This is a genomic window from Amycolatopsis sp. NPDC049868, assembly GCF_044461365.1.
GTDB lineage: Bacteria > Actinomycetota > Actinomycetes > Mycobacteriales > Pseudonocardiaceae > Amycolatopsis.
Window position 1 is genome coordinate 122,337 of the sequence record NZ_JBITKV010000006.1, and the last position, 25,052, is coordinate 147,388.

19 protein-coding genes are annotated in these 25,052 nt (G+C 67.9%); 15 read left to right on the plus strand and 4 right to left on the minus strand.

Annotated features, from left to right (window positions below; translation table 11 throughout):
- Window positions 1–106: 106 nt before the first annotated feature.
- Window positions 107–1,411, plus strand: a complete 1,305-nt coding sequence (locus ACIBTM_RS24985; protein WP_395879524.1) for a hypothetical protein — start codon at window positions 107–109, stop codon at window positions 1,409–1,411.
- Between the two features lie 51 nt (window positions 1,412–1,462).
- Here ACIBTM_RS24985 and ACIBTM_RS24990 read toward each other — a convergent pair whose 3' ends face one another.
- Genes ACIBTM_RS24990 through ACIBTM_RS25005 form a run of 4 tightly spaced genes read right to left on the minus strand, consistent with a single transcriptional unit; the run spans window position 1,463 to window position 6,008 of the window.
- Window positions 1,463–2,872 carry a GH1 family beta-glucosidase gene (locus ACIBTM_RS24990; protein ID WP_395879525.1) on the minus strand — a complete coding sequence of 470 codons (1,410 nt, stop codon included), beginning with the start codon at window positions 2,870–2,872 and terminating at the stop codon, window positions 1,463–1,465.
- Window positions 2,869–3,726, minus strand: a complete 858-nt coding sequence (locus ACIBTM_RS24995; protein ID WP_395879526.1) for a carbohydrate ABC transporter permease — start codon at window positions 3,724–3,726, stop codon at window positions 2,869–2,871. The genes ACIBTM_RS24990 and ACIBTM_RS24995 overlap by 4 nt, the downstream gene beginning before the upstream one ends.
- Entirely contained in the window at window positions 3,723–4,703 is a 981-nt protein-coding gene (locus tag ACIBTM_RS25000) for a carbohydrate ABC transporter permease (RefSeq protein WP_395879527.1), read from the minus strand. Before ACIBTM_RS25000 ends, ACIBTM_RS24995 begins: the two co-directional genes overlap by 4 nt.
- A gap of 3 nt (window positions 4,704–4,706) precedes the next feature.
- Entirely contained in the window at window positions 4,707–6,008 is a 1,302-nt protein-coding gene (locus ACIBTM_RS25005) for an extracellular solute-binding protein (protein WP_395879528.1), read from the minus strand.
- A 180-nt stretch (window positions 6,009–6,188) separates the two neighbouring features.
- Here ACIBTM_RS25005 and ACIBTM_RS25010 point away from each other — a divergent pair, with 180 nt between their 5' ends.
- The 14 genes from ACIBTM_RS25010 (at window position 6,189) to ACIBTM_RS25075 (ending at window position 25,041) form a co-directional block, all read left to right on the plus strand.
- Window positions 6,189–7,235, plus strand: coding sequence for a LacI family DNA-binding transcriptional regulator (locus ACIBTM_RS25010; protein WP_083715685.1), 1,047 nt, complete (start codon window positions 6,189–6,191; stop codon window positions 7,233–7,235).
- Between the two features lie 217 nt (window positions 7,236–7,452).
- Window positions 7,453–8,466 (plus strand): LacI family DNA-binding transcriptional regulator, encoded by a 1,014-nt coding sequence (locus ACIBTM_RS25015; protein ID WP_395879530.1) that lies wholly within the window; start codon window positions 7,453–7,455, stop codon window positions 8,464–8,466.
- A 52-nt stretch (window positions 8,467–8,518) separates the two neighbouring features.
- Window positions 8,519–9,517: an ABC transporter substrate-binding protein gene (locus ACIBTM_RS25020; protein WP_395879531.1), complete on the plus strand. Its 999-nt coding sequence runs from the start codon at window positions 8,519–8,521 to the stop codon at window positions 9,515–9,517.
- Window positions 9,518–9,539: 22 nt separating this feature from the next.
- On the plus strand, window positions 9,540–11,042 hold the full coding sequence (locus ACIBTM_RS25025) for a sugar ABC transporter ATP-binding protein (protein ID WP_395879936.1): 1,503 nt from the start codon (window positions 9,540–9,542) through the stop codon (window positions 11,040–11,042).
- On the plus strand, window positions 11,039–12,076 hold the full coding sequence (locus ACIBTM_RS25030) for an ABC transporter permease (protein ID WP_395879532.1): 1,038 nt from the start codon (window positions 11,039–11,041) through the stop codon (window positions 12,074–12,076). The genes ACIBTM_RS25025 and ACIBTM_RS25030 overlap by 4 nt, the downstream gene beginning before the upstream one ends.
- Entirely contained in the window at window positions 12,073–13,056 is a 984-nt protein-coding gene (yjfF, locus tag ACIBTM_RS25035) for a galactofuranose ABC transporter, permease protein YjfF (RefSeq protein ID WP_395879534.1), read from the plus strand. The genes ACIBTM_RS25030 and yjfF overlap by 4 nt, the downstream gene beginning before the upstream one ends.
- 137 nt (window positions 13,057–13,193) lie before the next feature.
- A complete protein-coding gene (gene araB / locus ACIBTM_RS25040) occupies window positions 13,194–14,867 on the plus strand; it encodes a ribulokinase (RefSeq protein WP_395879535.1) in 1,674 nt (557 codons plus the stop codon).
- Window positions 14,864–15,550, plus strand: coding sequence for an L-ribulose-5-phosphate 4-epimerase (locus ACIBTM_RS25045; protein ID WP_395879536.1), 687 nt, complete (start codon window positions 14,864–14,866; stop codon window positions 15,548–15,550). Before araB ends, ACIBTM_RS25045 begins: the two co-directional genes overlap by 4 nt.
- On the plus strand, window positions 15,547–17,052 hold the full coding sequence (gene araA, locus ACIBTM_RS25050; protein ID WP_395879537.1) for an L-arabinose isomerase: 1,506 nt from the start codon (window positions 15,547–15,549) through the stop codon (window positions 17,050–17,052). The genes ACIBTM_RS25045 and araA overlap by 4 nt, the downstream gene beginning before the upstream one ends.
- A 26-nt stretch (window positions 17,053–17,078) precedes the next feature.
- Window positions 17,079–18,206, plus strand: a complete 1,128-nt coding sequence (gene chvE, locus ACIBTM_RS25055; protein WP_395879538.1) for a multiple monosaccharide ABC transporter substrate-binding protein — start codon at window positions 17,079–17,081, stop codon at window positions 18,204–18,206.
- Between the two features lie 4 nt (window positions 18,207–18,210).
- Window positions 18,211–19,734, plus strand: a complete 1,524-nt coding sequence (gene mmsA, locus ACIBTM_RS25060) for a multiple monosaccharide ABC transporter ATP-binding protein (protein WP_395879539.1) — start codon at window positions 18,211–18,213, stop codon at window positions 19,732–19,734.
- Between the two features lie 3 nt (window positions 19,735–19,737).
- The gene (mmsB, locus tag ACIBTM_RS25065) at window positions 19,738–20,985 is read left to right on the plus strand and encodes a multiple monosaccharide ABC transporter permease (protein ID WP_395879541.1); all 1,248 of its coding nucleotides are present in this window, start codon (window positions 19,738–19,740) and stop codon (window positions 20,983–20,985) included.
- Between the two features lie 61 nt (window positions 20,986–21,046).
- A complete protein-coding gene (locus ACIBTM_RS25070; RefSeq protein WP_395879542.1) occupies window positions 21,047–23,581 on the plus strand; it encodes an alpha-L-arabinofuranosidase C-terminal domain-containing protein in 2,535 nt (844 codons plus the stop codon).
- A 2-nt stretch (window positions 23,582–23,583) separates the two neighbouring features.
- Window positions 23,584–25,041 (plus strand): family 43 glycosylhydrolase, encoded by a 1,458-nt coding sequence (locus ACIBTM_RS25075; protein ID WP_395879543.1) that lies wholly within the window; start codon window positions 23,584–23,586, stop codon window positions 25,039–25,041.
- The last annotated feature ends 11 nt before the right edge of the window (window positions 25,042–25,052 follow it).

The window sequence follows — 25,052 nt, forward strand, 5'->3', positions numbered from 1 at the left end:
TGAGGGAGAAGGGTGGCACTTCTAATGTTCTCGATGTGATGTTTTCACGACTGGGGAATTCCGTGAAAACGTCGTCATCCCATTCCTTGACCTGAGAGGTTCGTTGATGATGCCGAGTGCAGGATCCCGAAGACGAATCGCGACCACGGCCACCGTGCTGGGGACGTTCGCCCTGGTCGCTCCACCGGCGCAAGCCGCCGAAACCGCCGTACCCTGCGATCCCACCGCGCTGGTCCAGGCCATCACCGACGCCAACGCCACCCCCGAGCCGGACACGCTGTCCCTGGCTGCGAACTGCGTCTACACGCTCACGACTGTCGCCGACGCCACCTGGAACGCCGGGCTGCCCTCGATTCGGGGAAAGCTCACCGTCCACGGCAACCACGCCACGATCGAACGCGCCAAGGACGCGCCCCGATTCCGGATCATCTCCAATTGGGGCGACCTGACGCTGAACGAGATCACGATCGCCGGTGGTCACGCTTCCGACGGAGCCGGGACCAACTCCTATGGCGACGCGAACCCGGGTGGATCCGGCGGCGGTATCGAGAACTGGGGCCCGCTGACCATCACCGACAGCGTCATCAGCGGCAACACCGCGGGCGCGGGTGCTCCTGGCACCGACGCGACCGCCACCACCTACGCGGGGCGCGGGGGCGGCGGAGGTTTCGGCGGCGGCATCTCCTCGTACTCTTCCTCGCAGATCACCCTGACGATCACTCGTACCACGATCACCGGTAACGCCAGTGGTTCCGGCGGCCCGGGCGGAAACGGTGTGGCCGCCAAACCGGGCGGACGAGGCGGGACCGCCGGTTTCGGCGCGGGCGTCGACGCCCTCAGCGGGACCGTCTTGCGGATCACCGGCGGCACTATCACCGGTAACAGCGCCGGGAGTGGCGGCAAGGGTGGTACGGGAGGTGCCGAAGGTGGCGGAGCGGGGGACGGCGGCGGCGGAGGCGCCGCAGGCGGCGTGTTCGTGTCGTCCAGCGGAGGAGTGCTGCTGAATCCCGCCATCGTCGGCGCCACCGTCTCGGGCAACCAGGCGGGCCGAGGCGGTGACGCCGGTGTCGCGGGGCCGGGCGGGTACTCCGGGTACTCAGGCTACGGAGGCCGAGGCGGCGGACTCGGCGTATTCGATGACAATCTCACGCTCGACGAGGTGAAGGTCAGCGACAACGCCGCGGGCGAGCCTGGGGCGGGCTCCTACCCGCTTCCGGCGTCCGGTGGCGGAATCCTCACGCTCGACGCACACGTCACGCTGGTGAACGGGGCCGTGGTGAGCGGCAACCTGCCGGACAACTGTGTTTCCCCGGCGGACGTACCCGGCTGCGTCAACGATTTCCGGACCGCCGAGGCCCATGGCCCCGACCAGCGGGCCGTCGCCGAACGGGCCGCGGTCATCCGCGGGTAGCCGTCAGGCAAGGGGCGTTCGGGACGAAGACGTCCTGAACGCCCCTTGCCGTCAGCTCAGCCCGTTCAGGCTGATCGTCCGGGCGTACCAGAGCGCGCTCCGCTTCGGCGTCCGCTGCTGGGTCTCGTAGTCGACGTGCACGAGGCCGAACCGCTTGGCGTACCCCTCGGCCCACTCGAAGTTGTCGAGCAGCGACCAGTAGAAGTAGCCGCGCAGGTCGACGCCGGCCTCGATCGCCTCGTACGCGGCGCGCAGGTGCGCGTCGAGGAAGGCGATCCGATCGGTGTCCGCGATGTCCCCGCCGATCAGCGCGTCGGGATACGACGCGCCGTTTTCGGTGATGTACAACGGGATCGGCCGATAGTCGCGGTGGACGCGCAGCAGGCATTCGGTGAGCCGCGATGGCTGGACTTCCCAGCCGGAGTCGGTGCGCGGTGCCGCCTCGTCGGGGACGAAATGGACGTCGGGCGAGCCGAGCCAGTCGGCGCCCGCCGGTTCACTGCCGGGCAGGGGAGTGCCCGCCACCTGGTAGCCGCGGTAGTAGTTGATACCCAGCCAATCGATCGGAGCGGCGATGGTCGAGAGATCGCCGTCCCGCACGAGCTCTTCGATGCCGAGCGGCGCCAGATCGGTCCGCAGATCCGCGGGGTAGGAGCCGCGAAGCACCGGGTCCAGGAACAGCCGGTTCTGCAGGCCGTCGATCCGGCGCGCGGCCTCCGTGTCCACAGTGGACGACGGGTCGACCGCCGACACCGGGTACAGGTTCAGCGTCACCCCTGACGACGCGGCCGGCGCGTGCCGCCGCAGGACGTCCATCGCGAGCCCGTGCCCCAGCAGCAGATGGTGCGCGGCCGCGACAGCGGCGCGAGGCTCCTGCCTGCCGGGGGCGTGGATCCCGCGCGCGTAGCCCAGCATCGCGGCGCACCACGGCTCGTTCAGGGTAGACCAGCGCGGCACGCGGTCGCCCAAGCGCGCGACGACCGTTTCGGCGTACTCGGCGAACCGGAAGGCGGTCTCGCGTGCCACCCAGCCGCCCTGGTCTTCCAGGGACTGGGGCAGATCCCAGTGATACAGCGTCGCCCATGGCTCCACTCCGGCTTCGAGGAGTTTGTCCACGAGCCGGTCGTAGAACGCGAGCCCCTGGGGATTCGGGGCGCCGCCGCCGGGCCGGATCCGCGGCCACGACAGGGAGAACCGGTACGCGCCGAGTCCGAGCCGCCGCATGAGGTCGACGTCCTCGGCGTAGCGCCGGTAATGATCGGCGCCCGGCTCCCCGGTGTCGCCGCCGGCGACGGCGCCGGGACGGCGGGCGAAGACGTCCCAGATCGAATCGGTCCGGCCGTCGGCGGTCGTCGCCCCTTCGACCTGGAAGGCCGCCGTGGCGGCGCCCCACACGAATCCGGGCGGGAACAGCAGCGCGGTCTTCGCCCGGACACTGTCGGGATGAGCGGACATGGTCACCCTTTCACGGCACCTTGCATGATCCCGGCCACGATCTGGCGGCCGAGGAGGAGGAAGACGATGAGGATCGGGATGGTGGCCAGGGTGGTTCCGGCCAGCACCAGCGAATAGTCGACGTAGTAGCCGCTCTGCAGCTTCTCCAGAGCCAGCTGGACGGTGGGGTTGCCGGCGTCCAGCACCACGAGCGGCCAGAGGAAGTCGTTCCACGACGTCATGAACGTGAACATGGCGAGGATCGCCGCCGCCGGGCGGACCGCGGGCAGGCAGACGTTCCAGAAGATCCGGATCATGCTGCAGCCGTCGACCCTTGCCGCTTCGATCAGTTCGTACGGAACGGCGTCCAGCGTGTATTGCCGCATCCAGAAGACGCCGAACGCGGTCACCAGGTTCGGCACGATCACCGATTGCAAGCCGCCGGCCCAGCCGAACTCCGACATGGCCATGAACAGCGGGATGATGCCGAGCTGGGTCGGCACGGCGAGGGTGATGACGATGAACACGAACAACCCGTTCCGGCCGCGGAACCGCAGTTTGGCGAACGCGAATCCGGCGAGCGCCGAGAACAGCACCGTGGTGAGGGTGACCGTGCCGGACACGATCAGGCTGTTCGCGAGCGCCTTCCAGAAGGGCACCGTGTCGAACACCCTCGCCGCGTTGGCGAAGAAGTTCCCGCCCGGCAGGAAGGATGGCACCCGCTCGGTGAGCATCCCGCTGTCCCGGCTGGCCACCAGGAACGACCAATAGAACGGGAAGAGCGAGCCCAGCACGAAGATCGCGAGCACGACGTAGGTCGCCCGGCGCGGTTTGCCCAGCGCCGAGACGCCGCGCTTGAGTCCATTGTGGATCGTGGTCATTTCTTTTTCACCGCCGCGAGCCTTCCGGTGAGGAAGAAGTTCACCAACGCGATCAGGACGATGATCACGAACAGCACCCACGCGATCGCCGAGGCGTAGCCGAGTTCGTAGTTCTCGAAGGCCGTTTGGTACAGGTACAACGTCACGGTCTGGAACTGGTTGGACGACCCGCCGTTGTTCGAGCCCGGCATGGCGTCGAACAGCTTGGGCTCGGTGAAGATCTGCAGGCCGCCGATGGTCGAGGTGATCGTGACGAAGATCAGTGTCGGCTTCAGCAAGGGCAGCGTGATGCTGAAGAACCGGCGTGCGGTGCCCGCGCCGTCGATGAGGGCGGCTTCGTGCAGTTCCTTCGGGACGGCCTGCATCGCCGCCAGCACGATCAGCGCGTTGTACCCGGTCCAGCGCCAGTTCACCATGATCGCGATCGCGACATGGCTGCCGAACCGGTCGGCCTGCCAGTCGACCGGGTTCAGTCCGATCGTCTGCAGCAGACCGTTGACCAGCCCGTACTTCGGCCCGAACAGGTTCGCGAAGATGATGCCGAGTGCCACCAGGCTGGCGGCGTACGGGAGCAGGACGCCGCCGCGCCAGCCGGTCGCCCCGCGGATCCTGGCGCTGAGCAGCGCCGCCAGGAGCACCGCGATGATCAGCTGCGGAACGCTGGAGAGCAGGAAGATGCTGACGGTGTTTTCGAGCGCGTTCCAGAACTGCGTGTCGGCGAACAGTTCCTTGAAGTTGTCCAGCCCGATGAAGGACGGATCGTCGTCGCCCGCCTCCCAGCTGAACAGGGACACGTACGCCGTGTAGAGCAGCGGGAACAACCCGACGATCCCGAACACGACGAAGAACGGGGCGATGTAGAGGTACGGCGAGACCTTGACGTCCCACCGGCTCAGCCGATGGCGGAGGGTGGGCCGGGGCGATGTGCGCACCCCGGCCTTCTCCTCGTCCGGCGTGATCTTGTCGACGACGGTCATCGGTCAGCGCGTGATCTTCTTCGCGGCTTCGAGCAGCTGTGTCCAGCCCTCGGCCGCGGACTTGCCCTGTTCGACGGCCTGCAGCGCCGGGCTCGACGCGTTCTCCTGGATCTGGCCGTCACCGGGGCCCTTGTACTGCGGCTTCGCGACCTTCTTGGCCTGCTCGGCGAACAGCTGCCCGATCTTGGCACCACCGAAGTAGGCGTCGGTCTCGCTCAGCAGCGCCGGATCCTCCAGCGCCTTGACCTGGCTGGGGAAGGTGCCCTTCGCCTTGAACGCCTTGATCTGCTGCTCGGGCGCGGTCAGCCAGGCGGCGAGTTCGGCCGCTTCCTTCGGGTGCTTCGACTGCGTGGGCACGGTCAGGTATGAACCGCCCCAGTTCCCGCCACCACCGGGGAAGGCCGCGGTGACCGCCCACTTGCCGGCGTTCTCCGGGCCGGAGTGTTCTTCGATCACGCCGAGCATCCACGCGGGGCACACCTTCGTGGCGAAGGCGCCCTGCTTGAATCCGGAGTTCCACTCGTTGCTGAACGCGGTCAGCTTCGCCGACTGTCCTTTCGCGACGGCACCGGTGACCTTGGTCCAGGCGTCCTTGATGCCCTGGTTCGATTCCACCGCGAGCTTGTCGTCGCTGCCGATGTAGCCGTTGGGGAGCTGGTTGACCATGGCGTTGAAGTTCTGCGCGGCCGAGTCGAACCACGCCTTCCCGCCGGACTTGGCGACGTACTGCTCGCCCGCCGCGAAGTAGCTGTCCCAGCTCGCGAACAGCGGTTTGACCGCTTCGGGGTCGGACGGCATCCCCGCCGCTTCGAGCATGTCCTTGCGGTAGCACATGGCCAGCGGGCCGATATCCGTCCCGTAGCCGATGAGCTTGCCGTCCTTGGTCTTCGCCGCGTCGTACTTCCAGCCGAGCCAGCGGTCGGGGGACACCTCCGCCGGGCCGATCTTGGTCAGGTCGTTGAACTTCGAGCCCTTGTCGAGGACGTTCGACAGATGCCCCTCCTCGACGGCGGTGACATCGGCGAGACCGGAACCGGCGGCCAGTTTCGTGATCAGGTCCTGGTGGTACGGCCCGCCCTGTCCGGTCTTGCGGTGGGTGATCTTGATGTTCGGGTGCAGCCGCTCGTACTCGGGGATCAGGTCCTCGTAGCCGAACTCGGTGAACGTCGCCAGTGACAGTTCGACCTTCGCGTTCGGGTCCGACGCGGCGGGTGTCCCGCCGTCGTCACCGCCGCACGCCGCCAGTCCGAACGCCGTCATCGTGATACCCAGTGCCAGCACCAGGCCGTTCCGGATGCTTCTCACGTCTTTGTCCCTTGCTGATGGGTGGGGGAGAAAATGGGAGCGCTCCCAGGATGCGCAGAGTCTGTCGCCAAGGTATGGCCGTGTCAATAGCTTGTAATGAGAGTGTTTCCGGCAGGGGAGCGCTCTCAGTGCGATGGCCCGCCGGACACTAAGCTGTCGGTGTCCGGATGGAGCTGAAGAGTGAAGGTGGCGCTGGTGGGGCCTCGACCAGGGGAAGACGGCAGGCCGACGCTGGAAGACGTCGCCGCGTCCGCCGGGGTCAGCCGGTCGACGGCGTCCCGTGCGCTGAACGACGACGGCTACGTCAGCGCGCGTTCCCGCGAGAAGGTCCAAGCCGCGGCCCGTGAACTCGGGTACTCCCCGAACCAGGCGGCCAGATCCCTGGTGACCAAGCGGACCGGCGCGGTCGCGGTCGTCTTGTCGGAGCCGGAGGCGCGGTTGCTCGACGACCCGTACCGCACCGCGGTCATGCGCGCGGGCTATCGCGAGCTCGCCGACATCGGCTGTCAGATGGTCTTGATCTTCAGCGACACCCGCGAAGACCTCGACCGCACGGTCCGGTTCCTGGACGGCGGGCACGTCGACGGTGTGCTGGTGTTCGCGCCGCATCGCACCGACCCGCTGCCCAAGGCGTTGCGGCAGTTGAGGATCCCGGTGGTGTACGGCGGCCAGGCGGCCGGGCTCAAACGTGGTGTCCACGTCGTCGACTTCGACAACGAGGGCGGCGCGAAACTGGCTGTCGCGCATCTGGTCGAGGCCGGCCACCGCCGGATCGCCACGATCGCGGGCCCGCAGGACCAGAGCGCGGCGATCGACCGGCTCTCCGGCTGGCGCAAGACCCTCCTCGACGCCGGGCTCGACCCGGCGGACCTGATGGAGGAAGGCGACTTCACCCTGACCGGCGGAGCGAAGGCGATGTCGAACCTGCTCGCGCGGCGCCCCGATCTCGACGCCGTCTTCGTGGCCAGCGACATGATGGCCCTCGGCGCGCTCCGCACGCTGCATTCCGCCGGACGGCGGATCCCCGCCGACGTCGCCGTCGTCAGCTTCGACGACAACGCGACCCTCGCGCCGGAAATGGACCCGCCGCTCACGTCGGTCCATCAGGACCCGCGGGAACAGGTCCACGCGATGGTCGAAACCCTGCTCGCGGTGATGGACGACCGGGATCTCAAGCCCCGCCAGCGGATCTTGCCGGTCTCGCTCACGCATCGCGCCTCCAGTTGACGCGCCGAGACTGCTTGTGCGGAGCTGGCCGTTTCGCGTGACTGGACGGACGACACGCGTGACCCGACGGACGACACGCGTGACTGGTTGGACGACACGGTTGACTCACCGAACGGTGCCGTGACCCGACTGTGACTCGGCGAGCGCTTGACCCGGCTCGTGTTATCGCTAACACTTGCGGCACTCGTCACACGGTACCGAAAGTGGGAGACAGTCGATGGCACGCGAAACCACCGAGAGCAAGCAGGCCAGTCTCACCGACGTGGCCGCGCTCGCGGGTGTTTCGCATATGACGGTCTCGCGGGTCATCAACGGCACCGGGCCGGTCCGCGCCGAGACGAGGGTCCGCGTGAACGCGGCGATCGAGCAGCTGGACTACCGGCCGAACTCGGTCGCCCGCGCGCTGGTCACCGGCCGCTCGGGCACGCTCGGCGTGGTCGCGCTGGAGGCCAACCTCTACGGTCCGGCCAGCACCTTGAGCGGCATCGAGCACGCCGCCCGCGAAGCCGGCTACGCGACGACCATAACCAGCATCAGCCGCCCGGGCCGGTCGTCCATCACCGACGCGGTGGAGCGCCTGCGCCGCCAGGCCGTCGAGGGCATCGTCGTGATCGCGCCGCACGTCACCGCCGCCCGCGCGCTGGAGGCGGCGCCCAGCGACGTGCCGCTCGTCGCGGTCGGCGGTGGCGAGAAGGCGCCGGTCCCGGTGATCTCGGTCGACCAGTACGACGGCGCGCGCCGTGCCACCGAACATCTTCTCGGCCTCGGGCACTCGACCGTCTGGCATGTGGCCGGACCCGAAGACTGGCTGGAGGCGCTCGACCGCGAACGCGGCTGGCGCGAAACCCTGGAACGGCACGGCGCGCCGATCCCGCCCGTCGTCCGCGGCGACTGGAGTGCGCGTTCCGGGTACGCGGCGGGGCGATCCCTCGTCGGCGAAAAGGGCCTGGACGCGGTGTTCGTGGCCAACGACCAGATGGCCCTCGGCTTCCTTCGCGCCTGCACCGAAGCCGGCGTGAACGTGCCGGGGGAGATGCGGATCGTCGGCTTCGACGACGTTCCCGAAGCGGCGTACTACACGCCGCCGCTGACGACGGTGCGCCAGGACTTCGTCGAAGTCGGCAGGCGCACGTTCGACCTGCTCCGCCGCCGCATGAACGGCGGTGAGGACCGAGACCGCGACCTGGTGGTCCCCGAACTGATCGTCCGGGAGAGCACCGGTCTTTCGTAGCACCGAGAGCCGTTCCCAGCGGCTCAAGGCGCGAATGTTAACGCTAACTCAAATGATCAGTGCGGATCTAGGAGTCGATGTGGCAAGAAAACCGTGGACGGCGATCGTGGCCGGAGTGGCCGGGCTGCTCCTGCTCTCCGCTTGCGGCGGTGGCGGCGGAACGGGTGGCGGCGGCGCCCTCACCCTCGGCTTCGCCCAAGTGGGCGCGGAAAGCGGCTGGCGTACGGCGAACACGAAGTCGATCCAGGAGTCGGCGAAAGCGGCCGGGATCGAGCTGAAGTTCTCCGACGCGCAGCAGAAGCAGGAGAACCAGATCGCCGCGATCCGGTCCTACATCCAGCAGAAGGTCAAGGTGATCGCCTTCTCGCCGGTCGTGGAATCCGGCTGGGACACCGTGCTCAAGGAGGCGAAGACGGCGAACATCCCGGTGATCCTCACCGACCGGGCCGTCGACTCGCCGGACAAGTCGCTGTACAAGACCTTCCTCGGCTCGGATTTCGTCGCCGAGGGCAAGAAGGCGGGCGAGTGGCTGGCCAAGGAGTTCGGCTCGGCGGCCGGCGACGTCAGCATCGTGGAACTGCAGGGCACCACCGGTTCCGCGCCGGCGAACGACCGCAAGAAGGGCTTCGCCGACGTCATCGCGTCGAACCCCAAGTTCAAGGTCGTCGCGTCGCAGACCGGTGAGTTCACCCGGGCCAAGGGCAAGGAGGTCATGGAGGCCTTCCTGAAGTCCCAGCCCAAGATCGACGTGCTGTACGCGCACAACGACGACATGGCCCTCGGTGCCATCGAAGCGATCGAGGCGGCAGGCAAGGTGCCCGGCAAGGACATCAAGATCGTCTCGGTCGACGGCGTCCGCGACGCCCTGCAGGCGTTGGCCGACGGCAAGATCAACCACGTCGTCGAATGCAACCCGCTGCTCGGCCCGCAGCTGATGGATCTGGTGAAGAAGGTCGCCGCCGGGGAGCAGGTGCCCCCGCGTATCGAGACCACCGAGACCGAATTCGACCAGGCCGCCGCGAAGGCCGCGCTGCCGCAACGCCAGTACTGAGCCGATGACGGAACCTCCTGCGATGCTGCGGATGAGCCACATCCGGAAGGAATTCCCCGGCGTGGTCGCCCTCGACGACGTCTCCTTCCGGATGTTCCCCGGCGAAGTGCACGCCCTGATGGGCGAGAACGGCGCCGGCAAGTCCACTCTGATCAAGGTGCTCACCGGCGTGTACGGGGTGGACGCGGGCACCATCGAGCTCGACGGCTCCCGGGTCGCGTTCAGCGGCCCGGGGGAAGCGCAGCGCTCCGGCGTGAGCACCGTCTACCAGGAAGTGAACCTCTGCCCGAACCTGTCGGTGGCGGAGAACATCTGCCTGGGCAAGGAGCCGCGACGGCGCGGCCGCATCGACTGGCGCGAGACGCGTCGCCGGGCGGCCGCGCTGCTGGCCAGGCTGGACGTCGAAGTGGACGTTTCGGCCGAGCTGAGCAGCTGCTCGATCGCGGTGCAGCAACTGGTCGCGATCGCCAGGGCGCTCGACGTCGAGGCGCGGGTGCTCGTGCTCGACGAACCGACGTCCAGTTTGGACGCGGGCGAGGTCGAGCAGCTGCTGAACGTGGTGCGCTCGCTGCGGGACCAGGGGATGGCGATCCTGTTCGTCTCGCATTTCATCGAGCAGGTCTTCGCCGTCGCGGACCGGATGACGGTGCTGCGCAACGGGAAGCTGATCGGGGAGTACCGCACCGAGGAGATCACCCCGGTCGACCTGGTGACCAGGATGATCGGCAAGGAACTCGCGGCACTCGAAGACATCGAGGACGCGGGGCACAGCCGGTCGGACGTCGCCGGGGCGCCCGTCTTCCTCGAAGCGGGCGACGTCGGCCGCAAGGGCGGCGTCGCGCCGTTCTCGCTCGACATCCGGGCAGGCGAGGTCGTCGGTCTCGCCGGGCTGCTCGGTTCGGGTCGTACCGAACTGGCGCGGCTGCTGTTCGGCGCCGATCACGCGGACAGCGGTTCGGTGCGGATCGGCGGCGAGCCGGTGTCGCTGAAGACACCGCGGACCGGTCTCGACCACCGCATCGCGTTCTGCTCGGAGAACCGCAAGACCGAAGGCCTCGTCGAGGAACTCACCGTGCGCGAGAACATCGTGCTCGCGCTGCAGGCCTCGCGCGGCTGGGCCCGGCCGATCCCGCGGCGGCGGCAGGACGAGATCGCCGAGCGCTACATCAAGGCGCTCGACATCCGGCCTGCCAACGCCGAGGCGAAGGTCGGCGACCTGAGCGGCGGCAACCAGCAGAAGGTGCTGCTCGCGCGGTGGCTCATCACCGAACCGCGGCTGCTGATCCTCGACGAGCCGACGCGCGGTATCGACATCGGCGCCAAAACGGAGATCCAGCGGCTGGTCGCGCGGCTCTCGGGCGAGGGGATGGCCGTGGTGTTCATCTCCGCCGAACTCGAAGAGGTGCTCCGGCTGAGCCATCGCGTCGTCGTGCTGCGCGACCGCGCGGTGGTCGCCGTACTCGACAACGAGTCGCTGACCGCGGACCAGGTGATGGCGACGATGGCCGAAGGAGTCGCACGATGACCAAACATCGGTTGTTCTGGCCGGTCGTCGCGCTGCTGGCGCTGCTGCTCGGCGACCTCATCGCCCATCCGGCGTTCTTCGCGATCGAATTCCGCGACGGGCATCTTTACGGGAACCTCATCGACATCCTCAAGAACGGCGCCCCGCTGATCCTCATCGCGATCGGCATGACACTGGTGGTGGCGACGCGGGGGATCGACCTCTCCGTCGGCGCCGTCGTCGCGATCAGCGGTGCGCTCGCGTGCCTGCACATCAGCGGACTCGGCGATCAGAACAGTGTCGGCGGGACGCTCGCGGCGGTCGGGATGGCGTTGGGCCTGGCTCTCGCGCTGGGCGTGTGGAACGGCTGGCTCGTGGCGGTGCTCGGGATCCAGCCGATCATCGCGACGCTGATCCTGATGGTCGCGGGCCGCGGTATCGCCCAGCTGATCACCGGCGGCCAGATCATCACCGTCAACTCGCATCCGTACGAATGGATCGGCAGCGGGTTCACCTTCGGCCTGCCCAGCGCGATCCTCATCGCGCTGGCCGTGTTCGCGATCGCCGCGGTGCTGGTCCGCCGGTCGGCGCTGGGCCTGCTGGTCGAATCCGTGGGCGGCAACCCGGAGGCGGGCAGGCTCGCCGGGCTGCGGTCGGCGCGGCTGATCTGGCTCACCTACGTCTTCTGCGCGCTCTGCGCCGGCATCGCCGGTCTGATGATCAGCGCGAACGTGCACAGCGCCGACGGCAACAACGCCGGGCAGTTCATCGAACTCGACGCGATCCTCGCCGTCGTCATCGGCGGGACGCAGCTGACCGGTGGCCGCTTCTCGCTCACCGGCTCGGTGATCGGCGCGCTGCTCATCCAGACGTTGACGACGACCGTCTACGCGCTCGGCATCGCCCCGCAGGCGATCATGCTGTTCAAGGCCGTGGTCGTGCTGGCGGTCTGCCTGCTGCAGTCGCCGGTGTTCCGCAGGAAGCTCGCCCGGCGGCGGAAGACGGCCCCGCCGTCGCCCGCCGTCCGGCCGGAGAAGGTGGAGGCCGGGGTATGACGACACTCGACCGCGTCAAGGGCTATCGGCCCCGGCAGCGGCATCTTCCGATCCTGGCGACGATGGCGATGCTCATCGGCGCTTACGTCTACGGCGCTTCGAGCTATACGGCGTTCGGATCCGGACAGGTGGTGCTCGACCTGTTCATCAACAACGCCTTCCTGCTGGTCGTCGCCGTCGGGATGACGTTCGTGATCCTCACCGGCGGGATCGACCTCTCGGTGGGCTCGGTGGTGGCACTGTCCACAGTGGTCTCGGCCGATCTGCTGCAGAACCAGGGCTGGCCGGTGCTCGCGGTGATCCCCGCGGTATTGGCGATCGGCGCGGCGCTCGGCTTCGGCATGGGCGTGCTGGTCCAGGTATTCGAGATCCAGCCGTTCATCGCCACCCTGATCGGGATGTTCTTCGCCAGGGGGCTCTGCTACACGATCAGCACCCAGGCGTACTCGATCGACGACCCGACGGTCGCGAGCCTCGCGCAGACGCAGATCCCGCTCGGCGGGGAGCTGCACATCTCGATCGGCGTGGTCGTCGCGCTCGTGGTGGTCGCCGTCGCGGCGTACGTCCTGTACGGAACCCGGTTCGGCCGGACGGTCTACGCGATCGGCGGGAACCCGAAGTCCGCGCTGTTGATGGGGCTGAACGTCGGCCGCACGCGAATCACGGTCTACACGCTCAGCGGGTTCTGCTCGGCGCTCGGCGGGCTGCTGCTGGTGCTGTACAAGTCCTCCGGCGATCCGCTCAACGGCGTCGGGCTGGAACTGACGGCGATCGCGGCCGTCGTCATCGGTGGCACGCTGCTCACCGGCGGTTCCGGCTACGTCCTCGGGACGGTGCTCGGGATCATGGTACTGGGCATCATCCAGACCCTGATCACCTTCGACGGCACGCTGAACTCCTGGTGGACCTCGATCATCACCGGTGCGCTGCTGTTCGCCTTCATCGTGCTGCAACGTCTCGTCGGCAGGCGGGCGACGTAAGACGGAACACGCGTGCTTGGGGCCGTAACTCGCGTGATTGGAGCCGGACCGGCCAGAAACACGCGAGTTCCGGCTCCAAGCACGCATGATCGTGGTTTTCGACCAGAAATGTGAACGCTAACAGTGCGGGAGAAGAAGTGAGTACAAGGGAGCCGCTGGTCGTCGGCGTCGACTTCGGAACGCTGTCCGGCCGGGCCGTCGTGGTCCGCGTCCGCGACGGCGCGGAACTGGGCAGCGCGGTTTCGGAGTACCGGCACGGCGTGATCGACCGGATCCTGCCGCGGACCGGTCATGGTCTGCCGCCGGATTGGGCGCTCCAGGTGCCGTCGGACTACATCGACGTCCTCCGCACCGCCGTACCGGAGGCCGTCCGTGCCGCCGGGGCGGACCCCGGCGACGTGATCGGTATCGGCACCGACTTCACCGCGTGCACCATGGTGCCGACCACGGCCGAGGGCACGCCGCTATGCGAACTGCCCGAGTTCGCCGGGGATCCGCACGCGTACGTGAAGCTGTGGCGTCACCACTCAGCCCAGCCGCAGGCGGACCGGATCAACGCGCTGGCGCGAAAGCGTGGCGAGTCGTGGCTGCCGCGCTACGGCGGGCTGATCTCCTCGGAGTGGGAGTTCGCCAAGGCGCTGGAGGTCTACGAAGAGGCACCTGAGGTCTATGCCCGGATGCGGCACTGGGTCGAACTCGCCGACTGGATCGTCTGGCAGCTCACGGGGACCTACGTCCGCAACGCCTGCACCGCCGGGTACAAGGGCATCCTGCAGGACGGCCGGTATCCGAGCGCCGAGTTCCTGGAGGAGCTGGCGCCCGGCTTCGGGTCCTTTGTGGACGAGAAGCTCGTGCAACCGCTGGGTGCACTCGGTGCCAAGGCGGGGAGCCTGAGCGCTCAGGCGGCGGAATGGACCGGGTTGCCCGAGGGGATCGCGGTCGCCGTCGGCAACGTCGACGCGCACGTCACCGCGCCCGCGGTCCAGGCGGTGGAACCGGGCCAGATGGTCGCGATCATGGGTACCTCCACCTGTCACGTGATGAACGGCGCCGAACTGCGGGAGGTGCCGGGGATGTGCGGTGTCGTCGACGGCGGGATCGTGTCCGGGAAGTGGGGCTACGAGGCCGGCCAGAGCGGGGTCGGCGACATCTTCGCGTGGTTCGTCGAACACGGCGCTCCCGCGTCCTATGTGGATGATGCCAGGGAAGCGGGGATCTCCGTCCACGAACTGCTCACGCGGCTCGCCTCGGTACAGGAGATCGGCGAGCACGGACTGGTCGCGCTCGACTGGCACAGCGGGAACCGATCGGTACTGGTCGACCACGAACTGTCCGGCGTCGTCGTCGGGCAGACCCTCGCGACCCGCGCCGAGGACACCTACCGCGCGCTCCTGGAAGCGACCGCGTTCGGTACCCGGACGATCATCGAGACCTTCGAACGCGCCGGGGTGCCGGTCACCGAACTGATCGTCGCCGGTGGCCTGGTCAAGAACCCGCTCCTGATGCAGATCTACGCCGACGTCACGAACCTGCCGCTTTCCGTGGCCGGTTCGGCGCAGAGTCCCGCGCTGGGCTCGGCGATCCACGCCGCCGTCGCCGCCGGAGCACATGCCGACGTCCCGGCCGCCGCGCTCGCGATGGGCTCGGTCCGCCGGGCGGTCCACCGGCCGATCGCCGAGAACGTCAAGGCCTACAACGACCTTTACGCCGAGTACACCGCGTTGCACGACTACTTCGGCCGTGGGGCCAACGACGTCATGCACCGGCTCGCCGCCCGGCGCCGTTCCGTCCGGAAAGGACTGCACCGATGAGCCTCGCCGTGGAGATCACGGACACCTTCGAAGAGCTGCGCGACACCGTCGCGCGGTTGCACAGCGAGCTGACCCGCTACGAACTGGTCATCTGGACCGCGGGCAACGTGTCGGCACGCGTCCCCGGGCACGACCTGATGGTGATCAAACCGTCCGGGGTGTCCTACGACGAGCTGAGTGCCGACACGATGGTCGTCACCGACCTGTACGGCGAGGTCGTCCACGGCGACCTCGCGCCGTCCTCGGACACGGCCGCGCACGCCTACGTCTACCGGCACATGCCGGAGGTCGGCGGGGTCGTGCACACGCATTCGACGTACGCGACCGCGTGGGCCGCGGTCGGGGAACCGATCCCGTGCGTGCTCACCATGATCGCGGACGAGTTCGGCGGCGAGATCCCGGTCGGCCCGTTCGCGCTGATCGGCGACGACTCGATCGGCCGGGGCATCGTCGAGACGCTGCGGTCCAGCCGGTCGCCCGCGGTGCTGATGCGCAACCACGGCCCGTTCACCGTCGGCCGCACCGCACGCGACGCGGTCAAGGCCGCCGTCATGGTCGAGGACGTCGCCAAGACCGTCCACATCGCTTCCGCGCTGGGCAGGCCGGAACCACTGTCCGAACAGGACGTGGACCGGCTCTACGCGCGCTACCAGAACGTCTACGGCCAGCAGGGAGAAAAGTGAGCACACAACGCAAGACCGAGGTCTGGTTCCTCACCGGGAGCCAGGCGCTGTACGGCGAGGAGACCCTCGAACAGGTCGCGGGCCAGTCGTTGCAGATCCAGCGGATGCTGGCCGACACCGGCCGGATCTCGGCGGAGATCGTCGCCAAGCCGGTGCTGACCGAGCCGTCGGCGATCCGGCGCGTGATGCTCGAGGCGAACGCGGACGACGCGTGTGTCGGGGTGATCGCCTGGATGCACACGTTCTCGCCGGCGAAGATGTGGATCACCGGACTCGACGCGCTGCGGAAACCCTTGCTGCATCTGCACACGCAGCTCAACGAGGCGCTGCCGTGGCAGTCCATCGACATGGACTTCATGAACCTGAACCAGGCCGCGCACGGCGACCGCGAGTTCGGCTACATCCAGACCCGGCTCGGGGTGCCGCGCAAGACCATCGCCGGGCACGCGGCGGATCCGTCGGTCGCCGACCGGATCGACGCCTGGGTCCGCGCGGCTGTCGGGCGCCAGACGATCGGTTCGCTCAAGCTCGCGCGGTTCGGTGACAACATGCGCGACGTCGCGGTCACCGACGGGGACAAGGTCGAGGCGGAACTGAAGTTCGGCGTCTCGGTGAACACCTACGGCGTCAACGAACTCGTCGCCCTGGTGGACGCGGTGCCCGACGCCGAGGTCGACACTCTCGTCGACGAGTACGCCGAGACGTACGCGCTCGCGCCGGAACTGACCAAGGCGGGGGAGCGGCACGAATCGCTGCGCTACGCGGCCAGGATCGAACAGGGGCTCCGCAGCTTCCTGACGGACGGTGGGTTCGGCGCGTTCACCACGAACTTCGAGGATCTCGGCGGACTGCGGCAGCTCCCCGGTCTCGCGGTGCAGCGGCTGATGGCCGACGGCTACGGCTTCGGCGGCGAGGGCGACTGGAAGACGTCCGCGTTGTTGACCGCGGTGAAGGCGATGGGCCGCGACTCCGCACGCGGGACCTCCTTCATGGAGGACTACACCTACCACTTCGGCCCCGGCGAACCGAAGATCCTCGGCGCGCACATGCTCGAAGTCTGCCCGAGCATCGCCGCCGCCAAGCCCTCGTGCGAGATCCACCCGCTCGGTATCGGCGGCCGTGAGGATCCCGTCCGGCTGGTCTTCGACGCCGCCGCCGGAGACGCGGTCGTGATCGGCCTCGCCGACCTCGGCGACCGGTTCCGCCTGGTGGCCAACGAGGTCGAGGTCGTCGCGCCCGACGAACCGCTGCCGAACCTGCCGGTGGCGCGCGCGGTGTGGAAGCCGGCGCCGTCGCTGGCGACCTCCGCCGAGGCGTGGATCACCGCGGGCGGCCCGCACCACACGGTGCTCACCCAGGCCGTCGGCGCCGAAACGATCCGGGATTTCGCCACCATGCTCGACGTCGAGCTGCTGGTGATCGACCAGGCCACGACGCCGGCCTCGATCGCCGACCGGATGCGCTGGAACCAGGCCTACTACCGGCTCGCACAAGGATTCTGATCGGTCCCCACCGGAGAGAAGGAACAATGAAGTTCACGAAACTGGCCACACTGGCCGTGGCGGTCGGCCTCGGTGCCGCGCTGACGGCCTGCGGTTCGAGTGAGAAGACCGTCGATCAGCAGGCGGCCGCGGGAGGTGCCGCGGGCGGCCTCGTCGGTGTCACCATGCCGACCAAGTCGTCCGAGCGCTGGATCCACGACGGCGACAACATCAAGGCGGCGCTGGAGAAGCTGGGCTACCAGGTCGACCTTCAGTACGCCGAGGACGACATCCCCACCCAGGTGAACCAGATCGAGAACCAGATCACCAAGGGCGCGAAGCTGCTCGTGATCGCCTCGATCGACGGCACCGCGATCACCACCCAGCTGCAGGAGGCCGCGGACAAGAAGATCCCGGTCATCGCCTACGACCGGCTGATCCGCAACACCCCGAACGTCGACTACTACGCGACGTTCGACAACTTCAAGGTCGGCGTCCAGCAGGCGACGTCGCTGCTCACCGGCCTCAAGGTACTCAAAGAGGACGGCTCGCCCGGCGAGGGCAAGGGGCCGTTCAACATCGAACTCTTCGCGGGTTCCCCGGACGACAACAACGCGACGTTCTTCTTCAACGGCGCCATGTCCGTGCTGAAGCCGTATCTCGACAACGGGACGCTGGTCGTCAAGAGCGGCCAGACCGCGTTCAACGTGGCGGCGATCCTGCGCTGGCAGGCGGCGACGGCGCAGCGGCGGATGGAAGACCTGCTGACCAAGACCTACAGCTCCGGCGACAAGGTGCAGGGCGTGCTCTCGCCGTACGACGGGCTCTCCATCGGCATCCTCTCGGCGCTCAAGAGCAACGGCTACGGAACCCCTGGCCAGCCGTACCCGGTGGTCACCGGCCAGGACGCCGAGGTCGCGTCGGTGAAGTCGATCATCGCCGGCGAGCAGTACTCGACGATCTTCAAGGACACCCGCAAGCTCGCCGAGACCACGGTCAAGATGGCCGACGCGGTGCTCAAGGGCGGCAAGGCCGAGACGAACAACACGACGGACTACAACAACGGCCAGAAGGTCGTCCCGGCGTTCCTGCTGCAGTCGGTGATCCTCAACAAGGGGAACTACCAGAAGGAACTCATCGACTCGGGCTACTACAAAGCGGAACAGCTGAGGTAGCGACGTGACCGACGAAATCCTTCGGATGCGGGGGATCACCAAGACCTTCCCCGGCGTCAAGGCGCTGCAGGACGTGAACCTGTCGGTGCGCCGGGGAGAGATCCACGCGATCTGCGGCGAGAACGGCGCGGGCAAGTCCACGCTGATGAAGGTGCTCTCGGGCGTCTACGCGCACGGCTCGTACGACGGCGAGATCGTCTTCGACGGCGAGCCGTGCGCGTTCTCCGCGATCCGCGACAGCGAGCGCCGCGGCATCGTGATCATCCACCAGGAGCTGGCGCTGTGCCAGCAACTGTCCATCGCGGAGAACATCTTCCTCGGCAACGAGAAGGCGCGCGGCGGGCTGATCGACTGGAACCGGACCAACTCCGAGGCGGGCGAGCTGCTGCGGCGCGTCGGCCTGCGGGAGAACCCGGTGACGCCGGTGCTCGACATCGGCGTCGGTAAGCAGCAGCTGGTGGAGATCGCCAAGGCACTGTCCAAAGAGGTCAAACTGCTGATCCTCGACGAGCCGACGGCGGCGCTGAACGACGACGATTCGGCGCATCTGCTCGAACTGCTGCGCGGCCTCCGTGACGACGGCGTCACCTGCGTCCTGATCTCACACAAGCTCAACGAGATCGCCGCGATCGCCGACTCGATCACCATCCTGCGCGACGGCAGGACGATCGAGACGCTGGACGCGAGCACGGTGACCGAGGACCGGATCATCGCCGGGATGGTCGGACGGAAGCTGGAGAACCGGTTCCCGCCGAGGGAACCGCGGATCGGCGAAGAGGTCCTCCGGATCGAGGACTGGACAGTCCACAGCCCGACGCAACACGGCCGGGTCGTCGTCGACGGCGCGAGCCTGACGCTGCGGCGCGGCGAGATCGTCGGACTCGCGGGGCTGATGGGCGCCGGGCGGACCGAACTCGCGATGAGCGTGTTCGGCCGCTCGTACGGCAAGGACATCTCCGGCCGCCTGGTCAAGGACGGCAAGGAGATCGAGGTGCGCACGGTCGGCGACGCCGTCGCGAACGGGATCGCCTACGCCACCGAAGACCGCAAACGCTATGGGCTCAACCTCATCGAGGACATCCAGCGCAATGTCTCCGGTGCCGCGTTGCGCAAACTCGCCCGGCGCGGCTGGGTGGACGAGAACGAAGAACACCGTGTCGCCGAAGAATTCCGCAAGAGCATGAACATCAAGGCACCGGACGTGCGCAGCGTGACCGGCACGCTCTCCGGCGGCAACCAGCAGAAGGTCGTGCTGTCCAAATGGATCCTCACCGATCCGGACGTGCTGATCCTCGACGAGCCGACCCGCGGCATCGACGTCGGGGCGAAGTACGAGATCTACACGATCGTCAACCGGCTCGCCGAGGAGGGGAAGGCCGTGCTGGTCATCTCGTCCGAGCTGCCGGAACTGCTCGGGCTGTGCGACCGGATCTACACGTTGTCGGCGGGCCGGATCACCGGCGAGGTCGGCCGGGCCGAGGCCACTCAAGAGGTCCTCATGCGGGCGATGACCAGGGAACAGGAGTAAGACATGAGCACCGCCTCCGCCGACACCGTCACCGGTGTCGGTGAACAGCAGGGAGCCGCGCCGGCCAGGGCGCCGCGCCGGATCTCGTTCAACCCGCGTGAGAGCGGCATCTACGTCGCCTTCGCGCTGATCGTCGTGTTGTTCTCGATCCTCACCGGCGGCGCGCTGCTGGAACCGCAGAACATCTCGAACCTGATCGTGCAGAACTCGTACGTGCTGATCCTCGCGATCGGCATGATCCTGATCATCATCGCCGGGCACATCGACCTGTCGGTCGGCTCCGTGGTGGCGCTGACCGGCGCGATCTCGGCCGTGCTGATGGTGAACCTCGGCGTGGCATGGCCGCTCGCGCTGCTCATCACGCTGGCGGTCGGCGCGGTGATCGGTGCGTGGCAAGGGTATTGGGTCGCCTACTTCGGCATTCCCGCGTTCATCGTGACGCTCGCCGGGATGCTGATCTTCCGCGCGCTGACGCTCACCGTGCTCGGGAACCAGGGGATCGGCCCGTTCCCGGACGAGGTGCGGACGCTGGCGAACGGGTTCACCGGCGGCTACCTCGGCAACATCGGGCTCGGCCCGCTCGGCGGCGCCGACGTGGTCAGCCTGCTGGTGGGTGCCCTCGCCATCGCGGGCGCGATCGTCTCGCGGTGGCGCAAGCGGACGGCCCGGCTGAACTATCTGCAAGAGGTCGACCCGCTGCCGATGTTCCTGCTGAAGATCGCCGCGGCGGCCGCCGTCGTGCTGTTCGTGGTGGTCCAGCTGGCGCGGTACAAGAACCTGCCGTGGGTGCTGATCCTGCTTTCGGTGCTGGTGATCGGCTACTCGCTGGTGACGACGCGGGCGGTGTTCGGCCGCCACATCTACGCCATCGGCGGGAACCTCCAGGCCGCGACGCTGTCCGGCGTCAAGGTCAAGTCCGTGACGTTCTGGATCTTCGTCAACATGGGCGTGCTCTCCGCGCTCGCCGGGATCATCGTGGCGGGACGGCTCAACCAGGCCGGGCCGACCGCGGGCAACATGTTCGAACTCGACGCGATCGCCGCGGCGTTCATCGGCGGCGCCGCGGTGCAGGGCGGGGTCGGCAAGGTGGTCGGCGCGATCACCGGCGGTCTCATCATGGGCGTGATCAACAACGGCATGTCCCTGATCGGCGCGCCGACCGAGAGCGTGAACCTGGTCAAGGGATTCGTGCTGCTCGCCGCCGTCGCCTACGACATCTGGACCAAACGGCGGGCCCGCACCGCCGCCTGATGCCCCGCCCGGCCCACTCCTCACCCCAGCTCCCGCTCGCAACGTCGCGAAAGGAAGTGCTGTGCGCAGCAGATCAGCCCGGATCAGTGTGCTGTCCCTGACCATCGCCGCCGCCGTTCTCGTGCCCGTTCAGACCGCTTCTGGCCAGACACCGACGACCGACTACAGCCTCGCCGTGGACGCGGCGGGGCGTGGTGCCACGATCGACCGTTCGATGTACGGCGTCTTCTTCGAGGACATCAACCGCGCCGCGGACGGCGGGCTGTACGCGGAACTCGTGCAGAACCGGTCCTTCGAGTACGACCAGGCCGACAACGCGTCGTACACCCCGCTGACGTCGTGGGCACCCACGTCGATCGACGGGGGCGCCGGCACGGCGACGGTGGCCGACGACGACCGGCGGCTCAACGAACGGAACCGCCACTATCTGAAGCTGGACCTCACGGGTGGCGAGTACGGCGTCGCGAACTCCGGCTACAACTCGGGAATCCGGGTCGAGAAGGGCAAGCAGTACGACTTCTCGGTGTTCGCACGGACAGATCGCGCGGCGGGTACCCCGCTGACGGTGGCCGTCACCGATCCGGCGGGGAAGGCGCTCGCCGATCCGCTGCGGGTCGAGGTCCGCGGCGACGGCTGGGTGAAGTACACCGGCACCGTCCGGGCGCGGGAGTCGAGCGCGCTGGGCAGGCTCGCGCTGACCGCTTCCGGCGGTGGCACGCTGCGGCTGGACATGGTGTCGCTGTTCCCGCGCGACACCTACAAGAACCGGCCCAACGGCATGCGGACCGATCTCGCGGAGAAGATCGCCGCGCTCAAGCCGGGCTTCGTACGCTTCCCCGGTGGCTGCCTGGTCAACACCGGCAGCCACCAGGGCTACGAGGCGCCGAATTGGGAGCGGAAGCGTTCGTACCAGTGGAAGGACACGATCGGCCCGGTCGAGCAGCGGGCCACGAACGCGAACTTCTGGGGCTACAACCAGTCGTACGGCATCGGCTACTACGAATACTTCCAGTTCTCCGAGGACATCGGCGCGATGCCGCTGCCGGTGGTGCCGGCGCTGGTCACCGGCTGCGGGCAGAACAAGGCGACCGACGATCCGGCGCTGCTGCGGCGGCATATCCAGGACACCCTCGACCTGATCGAGTTCGCCAACGGCCCGGTCACCTCGACCTGGGGCAAGAAACGGGCCGAGATGGGGCATCCGGCGCCGTTCAACCTGACGCATCTCGGCGTCGGCAACGAGGAGAACCTGCCCGACGAGTTCTTCGCCCGGTTCACCGAGTTCCGTAAGGCGATCGCGGCGAAATACCCGGGGATCACGGTGATCGGCAACTCCGGACCGGACGACACCGGTACGACGTTCGACCGGCTGTGGGACCTGAACCGGAACGCGAAGGTCTCGATGGTCGACGAGCATTACTACAACAGTCCACAGTGGTTCCTCCAGAACAACCAGCGCTACGACACCTACGACCGCAACGGCCCGAAGGTGTTCCTTGGCGAGTACGCGTCGCTGGACAACAAGTTCGGCAACGCGCTGGCAGAAGCCGCGTACATGACCGGGCTGGAGCGGAACGCCGACGTCGTCAAGCTCGCGTCGTACGCGCCGTTGCTGGCGAACACCGACTACGTGCAGTGGAAGCCGGACATGATCTGGTTCGACAACCAGCGATCGTGGGCTTCGGCCAGCTACGAGACGCAGAAGCTGTTCATGACGAACGTCGGTGATCACGTGGTCCCGAGCAAGGCGTCGGCCACACCGGCCACGGTCGCGCCCATCTCGGGCGCGATCGGGCTGTCCACTTGGGCGACGAGCGCGGCGTACGACGACGTCAAGGTCACCTCGGCCGACGGTGCGCAGCTGTTCTCGGACGACTTCTCCGGCGACGATTCACACTGGTCGAAGGCCGCCGGACGGGGATCGTGGGCGGTGTCGAACGGGGCCTACGTCCAGTCGGACCAGGCGGCCGAGAACACCCTCGTGACGGCAGGCGATCCCGCTTGGAGCAACTACGACTTCTCCGTGAAGGCGACCAAGACGGGCGGCAAGGAAGGCTTCCTGGTCGCGTTCGGAGTGAAGGACACCGGCAACAACTACTGGTGGAACCTCGGCGGCTGGAACAACACCGTCTCGGCCGTGGAGAAGACCGAAGGCGGCGGCAAGCAGACCCTGCTCCAGAACGACACCAGGATCGAGACCGGCAGGCAGTACGACTTGCGGGTCGAGGTCCGGGGCCGTCAGGTGACGCTGTTCCTCGACGGACGGAAGTGGGGCTCGTTCACCGACGACAAGGTCGCCGAGCCGTTCCGTCAGGTCGTCACCCGCGACGTCAAGACCGGCGAACTCGTGGTCAAGGTGGTCAACGCGCAGGCCTCCGCGGCCCGGACCCGCGTCGATCTCGGTAACCGCGTCCAGCCGGGTGCGACCGCCCGCGTGACGACGTTGCAAGGCTCGCCGGACGACGTCAACACTGCCTTCGCCACCCCGATCGCACCGCGCGAATCGCGGTTCTCCGGTGTCTCGAACACCTTCACGTACACCTTCCCGCCGAACTCCGTGACCTTCCTGCGGTTCCCGGCCCGAGTGAGGGGATGACCATGACCATCGACCGCCGTGACCTGTTCAAAGCGGGAGGCGGACTGCTGGCCGCCACCGCCGTCGGAAGCTTCGCGCCGGGTACGGCTCAGGCCGCCGAAGCCGCTCCCGTGCCGTTGACCACGCGGAACCCGTTGGTCGAGCAGCGGGCCGATCCGTTCATCACCAGGCCGGTCGACGGGATGTACTACCTGACCGGTTCGGTACCCGAGTACGACCGCATCGTCGTCCGCGGCGCCGCCACCCTCGACGGCCTGGCCACCGCCAGGGAGACGACGATCTGGCGACGTCCGCCGTCCGGGAGGATGGGCGGCCACATCTGGGCGCCGGAACTGCACCGGATCGACGGGCGCTGGTACGTCTACTTCGCCGCGGGCGACTCCGACGACGTGTTCCGTATCCGGACCTACGTCCTGGAGTCCACTTCGGATGATCCGCGGGCCGGCACATGGGTGCTGCGCGGGCAGATGGTGACGAAGTGGGACACGTTCACCCTGGACTCGACGACGTTCGAGCATCGCGGCAAGCGGTACTTCGCCTGGGCGCAGAGCGAGCCCGGGATCGCGACCAACAGCAATCTGTACCTCGCCGAGATGGCGTCCCCGCTGGCGCTCAAGGGCGATCCCGTGCGGCTCGCGGTGCCGACGCTGCCCTGGGAGATCCAGGGGTTCAAGGTCAACGAAGGTCCGGCGGTGCTCGTCCGCAACGGACGGGTGTTCATGACCTACTCGGCGAGTGCCACCGACGCCCGCTACTGCATGGGGCTGCTCACCGCCGACGAGCGTTCGGATCTGCTGGACCCGCGCTCGTGGACGAAGTCGCCACAGCCGGTGTTCACCACGAACGAGGCAACTCGGCAGTACGGTCCTGGGCACAATTCGTTCACCGTCGCCGAGGACGGCTCCGACGTCCTCGTCTACCACGCCCGCGACTACCGCGACATCACCGGCGACCCGCTGTACGACCCGAACCGGCATACCCGGGTCCAGCGGCTGTACTGGAACGACGATGGGACGCCGGGTTTCGGTGTCCCGGTGGGCAAAGGCGGACCTTGCGTGCGACTGTCCCCGTTGGACGATCCCGCGTTGTACGTGCGGCACTACGAGTACCGGCTGACCGCCGACGGGAATGTCCGAGAGCCGGCCGATTCGCAGTTCCGCGTCGTCGCCGGTTTCCGTGGGGCGGGCACCGTCGCACTGCAGTCGGTGAACTTCCCGGACCGGTACGTCCGGGTCGTGGACGCGACGACCGTGCGGATCGATCCGTACGAGGAAAGCGACGCCTACGGCCGGGCGGCGAGTTTCACCCAGGTGCCGGGACTTTCCGACCAGCTGGCGGTGTCGTTCCGCCTCCCGGGTGAACCTGCCACCTATTTGGCCCACGACAAGGGAAGGATCTTGGTCTTCCGTCCCGGTGGCGCGGTGCGGGATCGTCAACGGGTCAGCTTCCGGCTCAGCTGAACTCTCTGGGA